This is a genomic window from Pedobacter immunditicola (assembly GCF_037482985.1).
In the GTDB taxonomy this organism is placed as follows: domain Bacteria; phylum Bacteroidota; class Bacteroidia; order Sphingobacteriales; family Sphingobacteriaceae; genus Pedobacter; species Pedobacter immunditicola.
This window is the reverse complement of the sequence record NZ_JBBHKC010000007.1, coordinates 1-19,092: the sequence shown is the minus strand read 5'-3', so window position 1 is coordinate 19,092 and position 19,092 is coordinate 1. Positions and strand designations below refer to the sequence as shown.

The 19,092-nt window shown below is 40.1% G+C and carries 14 protein-coding genes; 9 read left to right on the top strand and 5 right to left on the bottom strand.

Annotated elements, in window-relative coordinates; all coding sequences use genetic code 11:
• Positions 1-134 precede the first annotated feature (134 nt).
• Together WG905_RS13325 and WG905_RS13320 are read left to right on the top strand one after the other, a co-directional pair.
• Positions 135-1,967 carry a cytochrome c oxidase subunit I gene (locus WG905_RS13325; RefSeq protein WP_339592227.1) on the top strand — a complete coding sequence of 611 codons (1,833 nt, stop codon included), beginning with the start codon at positions 135-137 and terminating at the stop codon, positions 1,965-1,967.
• Complete coding sequence (locus WG905_RS13320; RefSeq protein ID WP_339592226.1) at positions 1,964-2,350, top strand: DUF488 domain-containing protein; 387 nt, start codon at positions 1,964-1,966, stop codon at positions 2,348-2,350. Before WG905_RS13325 ends, WG905_RS13320 begins: the two co-directional genes overlap by 4 nt.
• A gap of 23 nt (positions 2,351-2,373) precedes the next feature.
• On the opposite strand, the gene WG905_RS13315 is transcribed toward WG905_RS13320, so the two are convergent.
• Entirely contained in the window at positions 2,374-5,670 is a 3,297-nt protein-coding gene (locus WG905_RS13315) for a TonB-dependent receptor (protein WP_339592225.1), read from the bottom strand.
• 242 nt (positions 5,671-5,912) lie between these two features.
• On the opposite strand from WG905_RS13315, the gene lpdA reads away from it, so the two are divergent.
• The 5 genes from lpdA (at position 5,913) to WG905_RS13290 (ending at position 12,058) form a co-directional block, all read left to right on the top strand.
• A complete protein-coding gene (gene lpdA, locus WG905_RS13310; protein ID WP_339592224.1) occupies positions 5,913-7,301 on the top strand; it encodes a dihydrolipoyl dehydrogenase in 1,389 nt (462 codons plus the stop codon).
• 81 nt (positions 7,302-7,382) lie between these two features.
• Positions 7,383-8,222, top strand: a complete 840-nt coding sequence (locus WG905_RS13305; protein WP_339592223.1) for an MBL fold metallo-hydrolase — start codon at positions 7,383-7,385, stop codon at positions 8,220-8,222.
• A gap of 321 nt (positions 8,223-8,543) precedes the next feature.
• Positions 8,544-9,404 (top strand): sigma-70 family RNA polymerase sigma factor, encoded by an 861-nt coding sequence (locus WG905_RS13300; RefSeq protein ID WP_062547391.1) that lies wholly within the window; start codon positions 8,544-8,546, stop codon positions 9,402-9,404.
• 101 nt (positions 9,405-9,505) lie between these two features.
• Positions 9,506-10,954: a glyceraldehyde-3-phosphate dehydrogenase gene (locus WG905_RS13295; RefSeq protein ID WP_339592222.1), complete on the top strand. Its 1,449-nt coding sequence runs from the start codon at positions 9,506-9,508 to the stop codon at positions 10,952-10,954.
• A 159-nt stretch (positions 10,955-11,113) separates the two neighbouring features.
• Complete coding sequence (locus WG905_RS13290) at positions 11,114-12,058, top strand: M28 family peptidase (RefSeq protein ID WP_339592221.1); 945 nt, start codon at positions 11,114-11,116, stop codon at positions 12,056-12,058.
• A 5-nt stretch (positions 12,059-12,063) separates the two neighbouring features.
• On the opposite strand, the gene WG905_RS13285 is transcribed toward WG905_RS13290, so the two are convergent.
• From WG905_RS13285 to WG905_RS13270, 4 genes are read right to left on the bottom strand one after another with little or no spacing between them, the layout of a single operon-like run.
• A complete protein-coding gene (locus WG905_RS13285; RefSeq protein WP_339592220.1) occupies positions 12,064-13,722 on the bottom strand; it encodes a S41 family peptidase in 1,659 nt (552 codons plus the stop codon).
• A gap of 54 nt (positions 13,723-13,776) precedes the next feature.
• A complete protein-coding gene (locus tag WG905_RS13280) occupies positions 13,777-14,391 on the bottom strand; it encodes a haloacid dehalogenase (protein ID WP_339592219.1) in 615 nt (204 codons plus the stop codon).
• Positions 14,391-14,894: an ATP-grasp domain-containing protein gene (locus WG905_RS13275; RefSeq protein WP_339592218.1), complete on the bottom strand. Its 504-nt coding sequence runs from the start codon at positions 14,892-14,894 to the stop codon at positions 14,391-14,393. The genes WG905_RS13280 and WG905_RS13275 overlap by 1 nt, the downstream gene beginning before the upstream one ends.
• Positions 14,895-14,897: 3 nt before the next feature.
• Complete coding sequence (locus WG905_RS13270; RefSeq protein WP_339592217.1) at positions 14,898-15,548, bottom strand: ABC transporter ATP-binding protein; 651 nt, start codon at positions 15,546-15,548, stop codon at positions 14,898-14,900.
• Between the two features lie 80 nt (positions 15,549-15,628).
• On the opposite strand from WG905_RS13270, the gene sucC reads away from it, so the two are divergent.
• Together sucC and asnS are read left to right on the top strand one after the other, a co-directional pair.
• Entirely contained in the window at positions 15,629-16,819 is a 1,191-nt protein-coding gene (gene sucC, locus WG905_RS13265; protein ID WP_339592216.1) for an ADP-forming succinate--CoA ligase subunit beta, read from the top strand.
• Positions 16,820-17,606: 787 nt separating this feature from the next.
• Positions 17,607-19,055 (top strand): asparagine--tRNA ligase, encoded by a 1,449-nt coding sequence (gene asnS / locus WG905_RS13260; RefSeq protein WP_339592215.1) that lies wholly within the window; start codon positions 17,607-17,609, stop codon positions 19,053-19,055.
• Positions 19,056-19,092: the final 37 nt, after the last annotated feature.

Here is a 19,092-nt window from a genome sequence, read left to right as displayed (position 1 = left end):
CTACTCGAACGACTTGTTGTTCAAATTGTATGTAAATACATTTATAATTTGTAGATTTATGTAGATCATTCATCCGAAGCCCAATTTCCAGGCGACCTGCTTTAATTTCTCTCAAAAATCTTGCTGTAAATGTTATGGAAACTACAACTATACACCATCAAGAGTCTTTCGTATCAAAATATATATTTAGCAGGGATCATAAGATGATTGCCAAACAATTCCTGATCACAGCAATTATTATGGCTTTCTTCTCCTTGTTTTTGACAGTGCTTTTCAGGATTCAACTTGGCTGGCCAGATCAAAGTTACCCCCTCTTACAAACCTTTTTGGGTAAATGGGCAGAAGGTGGACGTATCAGACCAGATTTCTATCTGGCTTTGATCACCATTCACGGAACCATCATGGTTTTCTTTGTATTAACGGCAGGTTTAAGCGGAACCTTCAGCAATCTACTCATCCCCTTGCAGCTTGGCGCCCGGGATATGGCCTCTCCCTTCCTGAATATGCTGTCCTATTGGTTTTTTTTCAGTGCCTGTATAGTGATGTTCAGTTCATTTTTTGTCCAGAGTGGCCCTGCAAGCGCGGGCTGGACGGTATATCCACCTTTGTCAGTGCTCCCTACAGCGATCGCCGGTTCAGGCCTGGGGATGACGCTCTGGCTGCTAAGTGTATTCATGTTCATCGTTTCCACTTTAATGGGAGGCATCAATTACATCAGTACGGTATTAAACATGCGCACTAAAGGAATGGACCTATGGAAAATGCCGCTTACCATCTGGGGAGTTTTCTTTACAGCGATCCTAGGATTATTGACGTTCCCTGTTCTGGTGGCTGCAGTGGTACTTCTTATATTTGACAGGAGCTTCGGAACGAGTTTTTACTTATCAGACATTGTGATGGGCTCACAAGTTTTACCCAACGAAGGGGGAAGTGTCATCTTATGGGAGCATTTGTTTTGGTTTTTGGGCCATCCGGAAGTTTATATCGCCATTCTTCCCGCTTTCGGGATCGTCTCGGAGGTCATCTCCACCAATGCACGCAAACCTATTTTCGGCTACCATGCCATGGTATATTCCCTCCTCGGTATTCTGGTGCTTTCTTTTCTAGTATGGGGGCACCATATGTTCGTTTCAGGGATGAACCCCTTTTTAGGGGGTGTATTTATGATCACCACCCTGCTCATTGCACTTCCATCTGCCATTAAAACTTTTAATTACCTCGCTACACTCTGGCGTGGCAACCTGCATTTAACACCTGCCATGTTATTTGCGATCGGTTTCGTATCCTTTTTAGTTTCCGGAGGCTTAACCGGCTTATTTCTTGGAAACGCAACCATCGACATTAATGTCCATGACACTTATTTCGTGGTTGCCCATTTCCACCTTGTCATGGGTTGTGCTTCCATTTTCGGTATGCTGGCTGGTGTCTACCATTGGTATCCGAAACTCTTTGGACGCATGATGGATAATGGCCTGGGCCATATCCATTTTTGGATCACCTTTGTTTGTGCCTATCTGGTGTTCTTTCCAATGCATTTTATGGGATTAGATGGTGTACCACGACGGTATTATGCCTTTACTGAATTTGAATTCATGGAGAAATGGCTTAATGTGAATAGATTTATTTCCTGGGCAGCAATCGTATCCGCCTTCGGTCAGCTTACATTTTTATGGAACTTCTTTTATAACATTTTCTATGGCAAAAAAACTGTCCAAAACCCATGGCGTTCCAACACCCTCGAATGGACCGCCCCTATAAAACACCTCCACGGCAACTGGCCGGGAGAAATTCCAACCGTTTATCGCTGGCCTTACGACTACAGTAAACCCAATCATGATGAAGATTTCATACCACAGAATATTCCTTACTCACAAACTATGAAATCTAATCTTCCTTATGATTTCCATAAAGATCCGGAAGCAGAAAGGATACAGAAAGAATGGGCGGAAAAACAACAGTCGCCATGATACAAATAAAGAGAATTTATGACCCTGCTGGCCACAACGATGGTTACCGGGTATTGATTGATCGTTTATGGCCCCGGGGGATAAAAAAAGACCAGGCGAATATTGATTTATGGCTTAAAGAAGTTGCACCAACACCGGAACTGCGAAAATGGTTTCATGAAGATCCGATTGAAAGATGGCGGGAATTTGATTCGAAATACAGGGCAGCGTTAGTGAAAAATGAGGCAGTTACAGCGTTGACTGAACTTGTTGAAAAGCATCAGAAAGTAACATTGGTTTATGGTGCAAAGGACCAGGAGCATAACCATGCACTTATATTACGCCTTTATCTTGAAGAGAAAATGCATTTCCATCCAACAAAAAAAGCCGCGCCATTTAAATGACACGGCTTTTCTGAAAGAACTAGTTAAAAAATATAACGCAATCCTAATTGAATGCTGTATGTACTTGATACAGTAATATTATCTTGATAAGGCGTTTTGATCAACTCACCACCTACATTTTGCAAGTTGTAGTTAGGTCTGTTTGTAGCCGCATCAAGTCCTTTGTAAACTAAAGGATTGTTGATGATTTGACGTTGATAAGTACCCCAGTTTTTGTTAATCAAGTTAGCTGCATTGATCACATCTGCACTGAATTGCAGTGTTTGTTTACCAGTTTTACCCGTATTAACAAAGATGTCTTGTAATAACCTGACATCAACTCTGTTAAACCAAGGTAATAAAGCAGCATTTCGCTTTGCAAACTGACCTCTGTTATTTTTCAAGTAAGGTGTATTGCTGATATATTCTTCGAAAGCAGCATTTTGTTGACCTGCAGTATAAGTAACAATATTTGCACCAGTACCACTGGTATAATTTGCAAATCTGGTTTCACCCGGTCTTGGAATGTACATTAAATCAGTACTGCTGTTTCCGTCACCATTCATGTCACCATTAACCACATAACTGTATAAACCCTGGTTGGAACCTTCATAGAACACAGAGATTGTTGTTGCAAGGTGCTTTAAGTATTCGAAACGGTAAGAAACGTTACCTACTACACGGTGAGGAACTGCATATGCAGAGTTGCCCATTTCCATATAGTTGGAAGTACCCACATTAGGATTTGAATTCCATACAGAGCTCGCCTGGTTACCTGGATTAGCAGTGATTTCTTTAGCAGCTGAGAAAGTATAGGCAACTGATCCAGAGAATCCGTGCGAATAAGCTTTCGATAACTGAGCAGTTAAAGAGGTAGCATAACCTTTACCTGTGTTTTCTAAAACAATTGCAGAATTAATATTGCTATTTAACCTGTTATTTCCAATAATGCGTGGTCTTGTTAAATCACCTTCATTGATGATTCCGTTAGCGTTAGCCAGGTTGGCATTACGCATTCTCACCGCATTAACATCTTTGGTGAATAAACCATCGAATGTTGCAGTCCAGCCACTACCTAAATTCTTGTCGTAACCAAGGTTAACTCTAAAAACTTTAGGGAATTTAAAATCATCATCCATGAATACAACGTTTGATGGAGAAGAAGTACCTGCTGTAGTTGGGAATAAACTTGCATAAGCTGCAGGATCGCTGCTTAATTTGATATTTGCTAAAGTCGTACGGGAAGTGATTGATCCGCCAAACTGGTACATACCCGTGTTTGTAGGAATATTGGTTAAGTAAACAAAAGGAATCTTTCCTGTGAACACACCAAGACCACCACGTAACACACTTGATTTATCATCAGATGTAACCCTGAATCCAAATCTTGGAGATAACATGATTCTGTTTTTAGACCAGTGATCAGTAGTATAGTTTCTAAGCGTGCTGTTATCGCTTCCATAAAACTGCAAAGCAGAAGTTGCAGGGTTATTCAAAGGATCTTCATGATAAATAGGCATATCAGCACGTAATCCAAAAGTAAATTTAACATTATCATTAATGTTCCATTCATCCTGGATATAAGCACCTGCCTGACCAATCTTTAACTCGGCTGAATAGATAGCACTTTGGTTGGGGATCAACGAATAGGTGTATGCATAATAAATAGGTGCCCTGTCGTTTAAGAAGTCGCTCAGAGAGTCATATGCATAATAGCTATTTGCAGGAGCCATGAACATGTTACCTGTTTTTTGATACTCATAAGTCAGACCTCCGGTAAGTGTATGTTTACCTGCATAGTAAGTTAAGTTATTCGTAAAGCTGTAAACATCATTGATTACATCATTATTAAGCGTGTATGGATCCATACCTGCAGTGATGTAGTTACCACCGTTACCATCAAAAATATCGATGGTTGGGAAAATACCACCATCAAAATCACGTGTACTTTGGTTTTTAGTAACTGCTAACAACAATTGGTTAGATAACCTGTCACTGATTTTACTGTTCAGTTCCACGGTACCACTTCTGGTAACATTCTTAAATCCGTAATTTGAATTCGAGAAAGCAAAAGATTTTGGTCCGAAACGGTTGTTAGGTAACCTGGAAATGTTTGCTCCAAGACCTGTTGGTTTAAAGCCACCACCATTAGGAATACTGGTATTGTTTAATGATTGGTCATCTGTACCAACAAAATCACTGTATTTAACCGTCAATTTGTTTGCGTCATTGATATTCCAATCAATTTTAGCGAGGATCTTATGGTTTTCAGTAGCAAATGACGGGAAATCAGTATAAGAACCTGTATTATAATTAAATTTAGTGTTTAGGTAATCAGAAACTTGTTTCAAATCACCAACGGAAGTGGAAGAAGTTGTTCCTGAACCGTTAGAACCATTAGCAGAGAAACTCATGCCTGGTTTTGTATTTGATTCCTTCTCTGCATTTAAGAAAAAGAACAACTTGTTTTTAATAATCGGACCACCGATGCTCACACCATAGGTTTTAGATTTTGAATCAGCAATCGAAGCACTGATGTCATTGTCACCAACATTAGTACCTAAGAAGCTTTGATCTCTGTAGAAACCATAAGCAGTACCGTGGAATTCATTTGTACCACTTTTTGTTACTGCACTGATGTTTGCACCAGTAAATCCAGCTTGTCTTACATCATAAGGAGCAATGTTAACGGAAATCTGATCGTAAGAATCTAAAGAGATCGGCTGAGAACCACCGCCTGGAAGAGGATCATTACTTAAACCAAAGTTATTATTTAAGTTAGCACCATCTACCTGGATGTTATTGTAACGTGCATCACGACCGCCAAAACTATTGCCACTAGCCTGAGGCGTTAATCTGGTGAAATCTGTAATACTTCTGGAAATGGTCGGTAAAGTCGCAAGATCTCTGCTTGAGATATTGGTACTTGCACCGGTTTTTTGAGCGTTAATTTTGCTGCCACCCACGCCTTGGATAGTAACTTCGCTCAATGCAGTTCCTGAGTCGCTTAGTTGATGATCAACTGTGAAGCTCTCCCCTAACTTTAGAAATACATCTGTAACTGTGGCAGGTTGAAAACCAATAAAGCTGATTACAACAGTGTAAGGCCCGCCAACTCTCATGTTTCCCATAGTGAAACGACCTGCATTGTTTGTAGAGACCGAATAAACTGTACCTGAAGGTGTGTGTGTTGCCTTAACACTAGCACCAGGCAAGGGTCCGGTAGCATCGGAAATTACGCCGTTCATTGAAGATGTGGTTACCTGTGCCTGAACAACAGAAAACGACCCTACAAAGACAAATAGCATTACTACAATTTTAAATAGTAAAGTTTTTTTCATACTTTTTAGATGAATTTTATAATTTTTGTTAGTTATTGAAAATATTGGCGCAAAGATAAATATTTATCAATCACACAGTTTGTATTTCAATGTTAATTAATTATAAACTCTGAACATCCATTTGTAATTTTCCGGGGAAATTGTAAATGGGACGCCAAAACCCCTCTTCATAATAATCTTTAGGGCTTATATATCAACTATTTTTTTAATTTTGGAACATATTAAGTTATTCCTTTTAAGATATGAACTACGATTTAATAGTAATAGGCAGCGGTCCCGGAGGATATGTAGCTGCAATAAGAGCATCTCAACTGGGTTTAAAAACCGCAATTGTGGAACGTGAATCTTTAGGCGGGATCTGCCTTAACTGGGGCTGTATACCAACCAAGGCTTTATTAAAAAGCGCTCAGGTATTTGAATACATCAACCATGCTGCAGATTATGGCATTAAAACCGCTGGTGCAGAAGCTGACTTTGCTGCTGTTGTAAAACGTAGTCGTGGTGTTGCAGATGGCATGAGCAAGGGTGTTCAATTCCTGATGAAAAAGAACAAAATTGAAGTAATCATGGGCACAGCGAAAGTAAAGCCCGGAAATAAAGTTGATGTAAAATCAGCCGATGGTTCTCAAAAAGAAATCACCGCAAAAAATATAATCCTGGCAACAGGAGGAAGATCAAAAGAACTTCCAAGTCTGAAACAAGACGGCAAAAAAGTAATTGGCTACAGACAAGCCATGGTGTTGCCAGAACAGCCTAAATCAATGGTTATCGTTGGCTCTGGCGCTATTGGCGTGGAGTTCGCTTATTTCTATGCGACTATGGGTACTAAAGTTACTGTGGTAGAATTTATGGACAACATTGTTCCGGTTGAGGACGAAGACATCTCTAAACAATTATTGCGCAGCTTTAAAAAAGCAGGTATCGAGGTAATGACCTCTTCCAGTGTAGAGTCTGTAGACACAAGTGGTGCTGGCTGTAAAGTTCAGGTAAAAACTGCTTCAGGAATGCAGACCCTGGAATGCGATATTGTTTTATCTGCAGCTGGTGTTGTTGCTAACATCGAAAATATCGGCCTTGAAGAAACAGGCATTAAAACTGAAAAAGGTAAGGTTGTTGTAGATGAGTTCTACAATACCAGTGTAAAAGGTTACTATGCAATTGGTGACATTGTTGCCGGACAAGCACTGGCGCATGTTGCTTCTGCGGAAGGAATTATTTGTGTAGAAAAAATTGCTGGTCAAAGCCCTGAACCTTTAGATTACAACAATATTCCTGGATGTACTTACTGCACACCGGAAATTGCTTCTGTTGGTTATACTGAAAAAGCGGCCAAAGCAGCAGGTTATGAATTAAAAGTAGGAAAGTTTCCATTCTCTGCTTCCGGAAAAGCAAGTGCTGCAGGTGCCAAAGATGGTTTCATTAAAATCATTTATGATGCTAAATACGGAGAGCTACTTGGCGCACATATGATTGGTGCCAACGTTACTGAAATGATTGCTGAAATTGTTGTAGCCCGTAAGCTGGAAACCACAGGACATGAAATGCTGAAAGCAGTTCATCCACACCCTACCATGAGTGAAGCTATTATGGAAGCTACCGCTGATGCATACGGCGAAGTGATCCACTTGTAAGCGATGATAAACATAAACAGAACCTGCTGAATTCCAGCAGGTTTTTTTTTACATTTACATAGCAGAACCAATACGCAGCATATGAATCTATATACCATCGACACAGGTCTTTTTAAACTCGACGGCGGCGCTATGTTTGGCGTTGTCCCTAAAACAATCTGGCAGAAGAGCAATCCGGCAGATGAAAACAACTTGTGTACCTGGGCCATGCGCTGCCTATTGATTGAGGATGGCGACAGATTGATTTTGGTTGACAATGGAATAGGGAATAAACAGGATACGAAATTTTTAAGCCACTATTACCTGCATGGCGATGATACACTCGACAGGTCTTTGTCGGCAAAGAGTTTTCATAGAGATGACATTACTGATGTGTTTTTGACACACCTGCATTTCGACCACTGCGGAGGGGCTATTATGCGCGAAGGTGACCGGCTGGTGCCAGCCTTCAAAAACGCGGTGTACTGGAGCAACGAAAAACACTGGGAATGGGCGGTAAACCCCAACGAAAGGGAGAAGGCCTCCTTTCTAAAGGATAACATATTGCCAATTCAGGAAAGCGGACAACTGCAGTTTATCCAGGACAATGAAGGGGTACAGTTTCATGAGGGTATCAATATCCGTTTCGCTTACGGACATACTGACGCCATGATGCTGCCACAAATTAAATATAAAAATCAAACTATAGTTTACATGGCCGATCTTCTGCCATCGACGGGCCACATCCCCCTGCCCTATGTGATGGCTTATGACATGTTTCCCTTGAAAACACTGACCGAAAAAAAGGCGTTTTTGCAAGAGGCCGCAGATCAAAATTACATCCTTTATCTGGAGCATGACCCTGTTAATGAGTGCTGTACCGTGCAACAAACAGAAAAAGGAATCAGGCTGGGCCAAACTTTTAAACTTACGGATATTTAATCCAAAATCAGCAACCAAGGGCATTTGCTATTCATGTGAATAAAATTTTGACACTCCACAGACAAACAATTATTACTGGTTAAATGTCCCTGTTTAAGTATGTTTTTCGAAATTATAACACTGATTACTAAGTAATAAAGGCTTATTATAATACGGAATTTCACCTAACTGACAAAACATTTGTGGAATACTTTTTGTTGTTAGGATATTATATAAATAAATGGCGTAAAGTGTAACATTTTCAGGATTTTATGTCTGTAAATACCTTTTAAATTCATACTTTTGCCCGTCAAAATACATAACGAGTACCAAAGCACATAAATGAGACAACTCAAAATCACGCAATCCATTACCAATCGCGAAAGTCAATCATTAGATAAATACCTTCACGAGATTGGTAAAGTAGATTTAATAACCGCCGAAGAAGAAGTAATTTTAGCAAGGAAAATACGCGAGGGCGATCAGGCAGCGTTAGAGCGCCTTACCAAGACCAACTTACGTTTCGTAGTTTCAGTTGCTAAACAATACCAGAATCAGGGATTGACCTTGGGCGACTTAATTAACGAGGGAAACCTTGGATTAATTAAGGCTGCCAAGCGTTTTGATGAAACCAAAGGTTTTAAGTTCATCTCTTATGCAGTTTGGTGGATTCGTCAATCTATTTTACAGGCTATTGCTGAGCAAAGCCGTATCGTTCGTTTGCCATTAAACCAGGTAGGTTCATTAAGCAAAATCAGTAAAGCATTCTCTAAATTAGAGCAGGAATTTGAACGTGAGCCTTCTCCTGAAGAATTGGCAGACATCCTGGAAACTACTGTTGATAAGATTTCTGACACGCTAAGTAATTCAGGCCGTCACGTATCAATGGATGCGCCATTTGTGCAAGGTGAAGAAAATACCTTACTTGATGTACTGGAGAACCATGAGCCAAATACGGACAGCAGTTTAATCAATGAATCTCTTTCTGAAGAAATTAAACGTTCATTATCTACCCTTACAGAACGTGAGCGTGAAATAATTGTCCTTTTCTTTGGCCTAAGCACTAATCACCCCCTTTCATTAGAAGAGATTGGTGAAAAGTTCAACCTAACCCGTGAGCGTGTCCGTCAGATTAAAGATAAAGCGCTTCAACGTCTTCGTCATACCTCAAGAAGTAAAATCCTTAAATCTTACCTGGGGTAACAATATTTACATAGCCTTGCTAAGACATTATAATAATTTAAAAAGATTGGGTTCTCACTCAATCTTTTTTACTTTTGTGGCATTCTAACCAAATTTCCGAGATGCTAAAAAAATACCAATCAGAGTTTCAAAGCTGGATTGAAAAAGAAAAAAAAGCAATAGAATTGATCAATGTTGTGGGACAGTTATGGTTCGACAGGTCCATTGAACTGGTATTGTTCCGCAAGCCATTGTTTGATGTGGGCAGCAGTGAAATCCTGGCGCATCACCAATATGCAAAGGAAATCAGCGGTAGAGACATCAGCATCTATCAAACCCTCGAACTGGCCATTGCTATTTCAAAAAGCAGCCTTGCCCCTTCCCGCATTGACCTTGGCAGATTAGCAAAGGAATGGCTGGAAGAAGACAATAATAACCCTTCTGCACTTGATTTTATCATCAGTAAGCTCAGCAAACACATTGGTAAAGATAAAATTAAGCTTAAGCCGAAGGATGTGGTTCTGTATGGCTTCGGAAGAATAGGAAGGATTGCCGCAAGAGAGCTTATTCTCCAGGCTGGTAAAGGGGAGCAACTTCGTCTTCGTGCCATCGTGACCAGGAGTTATAGTGATGAAGAACTTATTAAAAGAGCTGAACTGTTACGTACAGACTCCATACACGGTCCATTCCAGGGAACTATTCTTGAAGACTTCGATAACAAGTCACTGATTGTAAACGGGCAGATCATTAATTTCATAGCAGCCAAAACACCTGAAGAAGTGGATTATACCGCCTACGGGATAGAGGATGCCCTATTGATAGATAACACAGGCGTATTCAGGGACCGTGTAGGCCTAAGCAGGCATTTACAGGCCAAAGGAATCAGCAAGGTATTATTAACCGCACCGGCAAAAGGTGACATCCCCAATGTGGTTACCGGCATTAACGACCTGATCATAGATTTCAACAAGGAAAACATTTTGTCCAATGCATCCTGTACCACTAATGCCATTGTGCCTGTATTAAAATTGATAGATGACGCTTTCGGCATTGAAAAAGGACACATTGAAACCGTTCATTCCTATACCAACGATCAGAATCTTTTAGATAACTACCACAAAAAATACCGCAGGGGACGTTCAGCAGCGTTAAACCTGGTCATAACCGAAACTGGTGCTGATCAGGCTGTCGCCAAGATCATTCCGCACCTGGGTGGAAAACTTACCGGCAACGCCGTTCGCGTACCTACGCCAAATGTTTCTTTAGCCATTTTAAACCTCTCCCTGAATAAGGTGAGCACGATGGATGAGGTTAAAGAAGTATTGAAACAAGCCGCCCTATCTGGTGACCTGTCAGAACAAATTGAATATTCCATATCGAATGAACTCGTGAGCACCGATTTAATTGGCAACAGCCATGCTGCAATCATAGATGGCCCTGCAACCATCATGGCGAAAGACAATAAATCTGTGGTGTTGTATGCCTGGTATGATAACGAATATGGCTATACCCGTCAGGTAATCAGGCTGGCAAAGAAAATGGCCGGCGTGATCAGACTAACGTATTATTAATGTTTTAAATTTATTTGAAAAACATCATCATCGTAAACAGCATTTTTACAATCTCAAAAGTTTTTAAAAAGCATGTCTTAGACAACTAAAAAATTGATATATTACATCATCTAATTGTCATCTCGCTTGACGAGCTTAACAAAAACTAAAAAAACTGACATGAGAATTTACATATTAGTACCTCTGGTAATGCTCTTTAGTTGCAGATCGGTTGATAGTTCAAATTCCAGCGCTCAAAATGCACCGCAGCTTTTAAAAGACGTTAAAGAATTATCATCTGATGTTTATCAAGGTCGCCGGACAGGCACTAAGGGGTCAGAAATGGCTAAAAATTACATCAAAAAACGCTTTAAATCCATCGGTTTATCACCCATGACTGCCCTGCCCAATTATGAACAGGAGTTCAGTTTTATTGACAACCATAAGAAAACCCTTAACGGCTATAATATTGTAGGTTATGTACCGGGGAAAACGGATCATGTAATTGTGATCTCTGCTCACTACGATCACCTGGGCGTAATCAATAACGAGATCTATAATGGCGCCGATGACAATGCCTCAGGCGTAGCCGGCTTGTTTAAAATTGCCGCTTTCTACAGCAAAACCAAACCCAACCACACCATGATATTTGTCGCTTTCGATGCGGGTGAACAAGGATGGAAAGGTTCAGCTGCATTTGTAAAAAATCCACCGGTGAGCTTATCAAAGATCAAGATGAATATCAACCTGGATATGATCAGCCATAACGACAGAGGGCAACTTTTTGCAGCTGGCACCTATAAATACCCCCAACTACGAAAGTACATGATACATACGGTACCGGGATTAAGAATCTTGTTCGGACATGATAATCCACAACAAAAAGTAGATGACTGGACCTATCAAAGTGACCAGGGTGCCTTTGATGCCGTGAATATTCCTTTCATTTACTTTGGCGTGGAAGACCATAAAGATTACCACAAAGCAACGGATAAATTCGAAAATATTAACCAGGAGTTCTTCATTAAAGCAGCCAACGCCATCCTCGAAATCGTGGATAACGTTGACCGTGAAAGAGATTTACAAAGTATTTTCAGAGAGAAACTTCAGATGAAAAAGCAATAACCAGCTTATTTGTTTCTTTTCAATTGGTGCCTGTTTTCAATCATACCAACAAACTGTTTAGCCGACTCAGATTCCTTTTTGATATTTAAACTAGATGCCACACTAACTTTTTTCCCACGAATGCTCATGATTACATTTGAAGATCTGCCTGTAGCAGCTGGAGCTAATAGGGCAATCGCATTCTTTGTATAGCTTTCTTCAGCGTCGCCGAAGTCATGGGCAGCATCCTCATACAAAGCAGCTGTATTTTGATCAACAACATCCGGTACAATTCCGGCATAGTAACCCCCTTCGTCTCTGGAATTTTTACTTTCAAACATAGATAAGTAAACATCGTATTTGTTCTCTAGCCTGATTGGAAAAAAACCAACCGGTTTACCATAAGTCTGTTTACCTACAATTTTCACATTCATATAAGGTTTCAGGCTGTTAATGACTAATTCACTCGCTGAGGCTGTGTTCTCGGTAACCAGAAATACCACATTAGTGACATTAGATAAATTCCCTATTTTACTGAAATCAAATGTATTCTCCTCAATAGAATAATCAATATCTGCATAAGTAATGATAGATCCATCTGGAAAATACTGTATTTTATCATCAGCATCTAAGAGCGGTTGTTTTTCAAGAATAACCGCCTTTCCATCTTGCATGGTTTTATTGTAAATTTCTTTGAACATGACTCCAGTCGCAGTAGATGGTGCAATTAAGTTAATCAGGTATTCTGCTGTACTCACAAAGCCACCACCATTATAACGAAGATCGATAATTAAATCAGTGACACCATCAGTCACAAAGGCATTAAAGGCAGCATCAAGCGGTGCCTTGGCATTACTTTCCAGGTTTGAAAATTGCGCAAGTGCCAGGTATCCGATTTTCTTGGTTCCAGCTGTAAGGGTCTTGGTCTTATAAACCGGACTACTGGTGTATTTGATCCTGGTTAAAACAACATCTGTAAACGTAGTTCCATCAACTTTTACACCCGAAACAGTAGATGAAGCCCGCGTGTCATCAAAAATGCTGTTAATGCTGCTAATTTCAGCGTTGAAATCACTTCCGATGGCCCTCCCGTTAATTTTATTGATAATCGCCCCTCGCGTTATGCCAACTTTATCAGCTGGTGAATTAGGAAACACGGCCCTTACATATAAATTATAATTATTCTCCTGGCCAAGCGCCCGAAAATTGTAAATTCCAAGATCATAACCTGTGCCATCTAATTCCACGTCAGCCCTTTCTTTAGCTGCAAACGCCTGCGCAGAATTGTTCGTTGTGATGTCAGTAATACCAGAATATTTTGGGAAATCAGTATTTACTCCAGCATACTCATATGGTAGGCTTGTTGCCGGATTTATTGGTATCTGCGTAATGGCAAAGAGTTCAGCATTATAATTGTCCAGGTCATCGCTGGCAGAAGTGTATTGCCTTGGATTAAACACACCATAGCTAGGCAAAGACTCATTCCACAGGTAAATTTCCTTTGCATAAAGGAAAATAGAATCTTTAGTCAACTCTGCCCTTGTGCCAACCCCCGGTGTATAGGTAGTATCAACAGGTGGTACTAATGGCGTTAGGGGATCATCTTTCTTGCAGGAACTGATCAAAGCTGCGCTTAAAGCAGCAGCTAGCAGCACGTTTTTATAGATATAGAAACGACTATTCATAAGAGAATTTTTAGCTAATAATAATCAGCGGTTAAACAACTAATATATACGCAATTACGACAAAAATAGTCTGTCAACACTTAAATAATTCAAGGTAGCATCTGGAACAGTTACAGCAGCATGATCTTCCCCGTGGACTAGCAATAAATTCTTACCTTTTAACTGGTTATTATCAACCAAATAAGACAGGCCCTGATCACCAGATCCGGCATCTATTTCTTCTGAAAAATATACTGTCAAGTATTGTTCCAAACCTTGCCAGTCTACCTGCCGGATTTTATTCAACTGAGCTTCCGGAGTGCCGGGAACCAATAGAAATATAGGTTTACTTTCTGCTACAATAGCCTTTAAAAAGTTCAAACAAGGTTCAAACAGCAATAATTTAAGGGGAAGCTTAACATTTCTCTGGAGCAGGTCAAAGTTAAGTTTATACTTTTCAGGGATATCAAAATGGCTTGCAGTTTTTTCAAATATTCCTTCATGCCCTTGCTCAGCGTAGGTTTGCTGCATAAAATTCAGGATCGCCTTGGCATCAGTTTGTTCACTATACTCCACAAACTGTCCGAATAAATAATATACCTGCAAAAAGAAATCTTTTTCCGGATACAGCACATTATCGAAGCCGAAAATGAAGGCATCATTTTCTCTGATTAATTTCCCCGTATCCATCAGGGTATGGTGTAGAGTATTGCAGTTAAACCTTCTATCTCTTGAGGAACATAAAACACACCATTTAAGGACTTTTCAATTCCTATCTCCACCATTGCTACATCAGGAGCAGGTGAATAAATGAGCTCGCCCCTGGCAAAAAGACCCCAATTATTACCTTTAGGAACATCCTCCTGGCTTTGAAAATACTTAGGCAGATCGGCTTGTTCAGGTAAAAGCACTTGGATGTTGAACTCGGCAAACAAAATCATGGCCTTGGCAACTGCAGTAACTTCAAATTCATGCAGCGGTAAAAGCACGTCGGCACCATGATCAAGGCATACATTTAGCAAATGATGGGCAACAATTTCTTCATTTTTTTCACCGAGGCTAATGAACTGATAATTGTCTGCTGTAAAGGCAGGAATTTCCCCATAATCAGCCAGCAGGATTTGGTATCCATCAAAAGCCTTTAAAATTTTATAGGTCGAGGGCGTATTGCCACCGGTAATTAATACTTTCAAATCTTATATAATTAGTCCATCCTTCATGGTTACTACCCGGTCGCTGATGTCAGCAAGACCAGTATTGTGAGTAACAATAACGAAAGTTTGTTTAAAATTATCACGCAGGGTAAGAAAAAACTGGTGCAAAGAATTGGCATTAGCAGAATCAAGGTTTCCAGAAGGTTCATCAGCCAAAATAATGGCCGGATCATTAACCAGGGCACGGGCTACGGCAATACGCTGCTGTTCGCCACCAGAAAGCTCATTCGGTTTATGATGGGCACGGTCTGTAAGGCCCAACAAGTCCAGCAATTCCAGTGCCTTTAATTCTGCCACTTTTTTACTCTTTTTAGCAATGAAAGCAGGAATACAGATGTTTTCTAAAGCTGTAAACTCAGGAAGTAAGTGATGAAACTGGAAAACAAAACCGATGTTTTTATTACGGAACACACTAAGCAGCTCACCAGACAAGCGATTGACGTTCACACCCTTAAGCTCTACGTTTCCGGAATCCGGCTTATCTAGGGTTCCCAGAATATGCAATAATGTACTTTTCCCTGCACCGGATGCACCAATGATACTTACAATTTCTCCTTTATTGACTTCAAAATCTACCCCTTTTAAAATGGGCAAGCTTCCATAAGATTTTTTGATACCTGTAGCTTTCAGCATAACGCAAACTTACAATAAAGATTAGAATAAGTTTTTAAAACCAATCCTAAATGGTAGATTTGAGCAAATTTTTTCAGCAAATGAATATCCACGAATATCAAGGTAAAGAAATACTTAAAAGTTTTGGAGTATCCGTACAAGAAGGCTTTGTAGCCGAGACGGTAGAGCAAGCTGTAGAAGCTGCAAAAAGAATAAATACTGAATTCAATTCTGACTGGGTTGTGATCAAAGCACAAATCCATGCAGGAGGCAGAGGTAAAGGCGGTGGCGTAAAGCTTGCCAAAAACCTGGATGAAGTTACCGAAAGAGCAACTGCTATTTTAGGAATGCAACTTGTTACACCACAAACTGGCCCGGAGGGCAAAAAAGTTAATAAGGTATTAGTAGCACAAGATGTTTATTATCCTGGTGCATCTGAAACAAAAGAATTCTATGTGAGTGTTTTGTTAAACAGAGCCAGCGGCACTAATATCATCATGTATTCTACTGAAGGTGGTATGGACATTGAAGAAGTGGCGGAAAAAACGCCTCATTTGATCTTCAAAGAAGAAATCGACCCTAAAGTTGGCCTGCAGGGCTTCCAGGCACGTAAAATTGCTTTTAATTTAGGTTTAACTGGCGCAGCACATAAAGAAATGGTAAAATTTGTTACCGCTCTTTATAAAGCTTACGACAGTACAGATTCTGCTATGTTTGAAATCAACCCGGTTTTAAAAACATCAGATGATAAAATTATTGCTGTAGATGCTAAAGTAGATTTAGATGAGAATGCTTTATTCCGTCATCCTGATTACGCAGCAATGCGTGATAAATTAGAAGAAGATCCAACTGAAGTTGAAGCTAGTGAATCAAACCTTAACTATGTAAAATTAGACGGTAACGTTGGTTGTATGGTTAACGGTGCTGGTTTAGCGATGGCGACGATGGACATCATTAAAATTGCTGGTGGTGAGCCTGCAAACTTTCTAGATGTTGGTGGAACTGCAAATGCGCAAACGGTTAAAGCTGCTTTTAACATTATCCTTCAGGATCCAAATGTGAAAGCTATCTTAATTAACATTTTCGGCGGTATCGTTAGGTGTGACCGTGTAGCTCAGGGTGTAATTGATGCTTATCAAGAAATTGGCAACATCCCTGTTCCAATTATCTGTCGCTTACAAGGAACTAACGCTGAAGAAGCTAAAAAATTAATTGATGAGTCTGGTTTAAAAGTTTATTCAGCAATCGCATTGAAAGATGCTGCTGATCTTGTAACCAAAGTATTGGCTTAATTCAATTCCACAAATAGTAAAAGGCTGCTCATTGATAAAATGAGCAGCCTTTTTTATTGATACCATGAGCTATAATCTCGATGTACATCAGTATAGTATAAAGCTTGGCGATTGTTGACCGACAACTAAACGATCAATAACAGATCACATGTACTTACTACCTACCTCAAGGCGCTCTGCGATCGGCTTTCCGGTACCAGGTCGATAGCAGGTCCCTGTCAGGCCCCTGCTTACTCCACCCCATTTCTTGTTCTTCCGTTAATTTTAACCGAAGGTAAATCCAAAGATCTCTAGTAGTATCTCATTTCTTCACTTCCAACAAGGAAAGATATGATATCCTGGTAAACGCAAAAAAGCCGCAGGAGTGAGTACCTACGGCTTCTTGAACCAAATATAAAATTAAACGAGCATTACAAATATACTTACAATATCCACATTTCCAATATTTAGGAGTTTTATTTTCATTTTCCAGTGAAATTTTCACTCTATTTCCAATCATTAAACAATATACACCTATTTTATAAGGTATAAACCTTATTTATTTCATGTTTTAACACAATTCACCTATTTATTCATACTTAATCCGTAAATAATAGCCTTATAAAACATATTATATAAATTTTCCATCACTTTAAACCTTATTAATACAACTAAATAAATAAATACTAGATTTTTATAGCTGATTTAAAAAAATTCATCCTATTTCTGACGTATTTTCAAAAATAGATAAGCAGTTACTTTTTATAGAATGAAATTCTTATTTTTGACGCTATTGCAAAAATAGATCATGATTAAAAGAGAAAAAATAAAAGACCTGCTGTCAAGTACCGAGTTTAACCGTGAGGTAACGGTAATGGGTTGGGTGCGGACCTTCCGCAACAACCAGTTTATTGCTTTAAATGATGGCTCCTGTATGGCCAATATTCAAATTGTGGTAGACTTTAATAATACACCTGATGAGTTATTGAAGCGCATCAATACTGGTGCAGCTATTGCCGTGCAGGGTACCGTTGTTGAATCTCTTGGAAAAGGCCAGAAACTGGATATCAAAGCCTCTTCGATTGAAATCCTTGGCGACAGTGATCCTGAAAAATTCCCTTTGCAGCCAAAAAAACACAGTCTTGAGTTTCTAAGGGAAATTGCACACCTGCGTTTCAGGACCAATACTTTTAATGCTATCTTTAAAGTCCGCCATGCATTAGCGTTCGCTGTTCACAAGTTTTACAACGACAAGGGTTTTGTATACATGCATACCCCTATCATTACTGCTTCTGATGCCGAAGGCGCCGGGGAAATGTTTAAAGTAACTACCCTGGATTTTGACCACGTACCACGTACTGCTGATCAGCAAGTTGATTACACAGAAGATTTCTTTGGCCGTGCGACCAATTTAACAGTTTCAGGACAATTGGAAGGCGAACTGGCCGCCATGGCCTTCGGACAAATTTATACCTTCGGACCAACTTTCAGGGCGGAGAATTCAAATACGACCAGGCACCTTGCTGAGTTTTGGATGATCGAACCGGAAATTGCTTTTGCAGACCTTGAAGATAATATGGAGCTGGCTGAAGAGATGCTGAAATATCTGATCGGCTATGCACTCGACAACTGTAAAGAAGAACTCGAGTTTTTAAATAACAGGCTCCTAGAAGAAGAGAAATCAAAACCGCAAAATGAGCGCAGTGCACTCAGCTTATTGGATAAGTTGAATTTCTGCCTTAACAATGATTTTGAAAGGCTCACCTATACCGAAGCTATCGCTATATTAAAATCGTCGAAACCTAACCAGAAGAAACAATTCAAATACCTTATTGATGAATGGGGTGCCGACCTGCAATCTGAACACGAGCGTTACCTCGTAGAGAAGCACTTTAAAAAACCGGTGATACTAACGGACTACCCCGCAGATATTAAGTCCTTCTACATGCGCCAAAATGAGCCTGATGCAGAGGGAAGACAAACTGTTGCTGCTATGGATATCCTTTTCCCGGGCATTGGTGAAATTATCGGTGGCTCACAGCGGGAAGAACGCCTGGAAAAATTGACGGCACGCATGGCGCACATGGACATTCCGCAGGATGAGTTATCATGGTATTTAGATACCCGCCGCTTTGGGTCAGCACCACATGCTGGTTTCGGCCTGGGATTCGAACGCCTGGTTTTATTTGTGACTGGCATGACCAATATCAGAGATGTAATTGCTTTTCCGCGCTATCCTAACAACGCAGAGTTTTAAGCGAAATAGTTAACAAACAAAAAAGCTGGATCATCAA

Coding starts and splice junctions, on each gene's coding strand:
- WG905_RS13305 (WP_339592223.1), top strand. CDS start 7,383: ATGAATCTATATACCATCGACACAGGTCTTTTTAAACTCGACGGCGGC.
- WG905_RS13270 (WP_339592217.1), bottom strand. CDS start 15,548: ATGCTGAAAGCTACAGGTATCAAAAAATCTTATGGAAGCTTGCCCATT.
- WG905_RS13280 (WP_339592219.1), bottom strand. CDS start 14,391: ATGGATACGGGGAAATTAATCAGAGAAAATGATGCCTTCATTTTCGGC.
- WG905_RS13285 (WP_339592220.1), bottom strand. CDS start 13,722: ATGAATAGTCGTTTCTATATCTATAAAAACGTGCTGCTAGCTGCTGCT.
- WG905_RS13315 (WP_339592225.1), bottom strand. CDS start 5,670: ATGAAAAAAACTTTACTATTTAAAATTGTAGTAATGCTATTTGTCTTT.
- WG905_RS13295 (WP_339592222.1), top strand. CDS start 9,506: ATGCTAAAAAAATACCAATCAGAGTTTCAAAGCTGGATTGAAAAAGAA.
- asnS (WP_339592215.1), top strand. CDS start 17,607: ATGATTAAAAGAGAAAAAATAAAAGACCTGCTGTCAAGTACCGAGTTT.
- WG905_RS13325 (WP_339592227.1), top strand. CDS start 135: ATGGAAACTACAACTATACACCATCAAGAGTCTTTCGTATCAAAATAT.
- WG905_RS13300 (WP_062547391.1), top strand. CDS start 8,544: ATGAGACAACTCAAAATCACGCAATCCATTACCAATCGCGAAAGTCAA.
- WG905_RS13320 (WP_339592226.1), top strand. CDS start 1,964: ATGATACAAATAAAGAGAATTTATGACCCTGCTGGCCACAACGATGGT.
- sucC (WP_339592216.1), top strand. CDS start 15,629: ATGAATATCCACGAATATCAAGGTAAAGAAATACTTAAAAGTTTTGGA.
- WG905_RS13290 (WP_339592221.1), top strand. CDS start 11,114: ATGAGAATTTACATATTAGTACCTCTGGTAATGCTCTTTAGTTGCAGA.
- lpdA (WP_339592224.1), top strand. CDS start 5,913: ATGAACTACGATTTAATAGTAATAGGCAGCGGTCCCGGAGGATATGTA.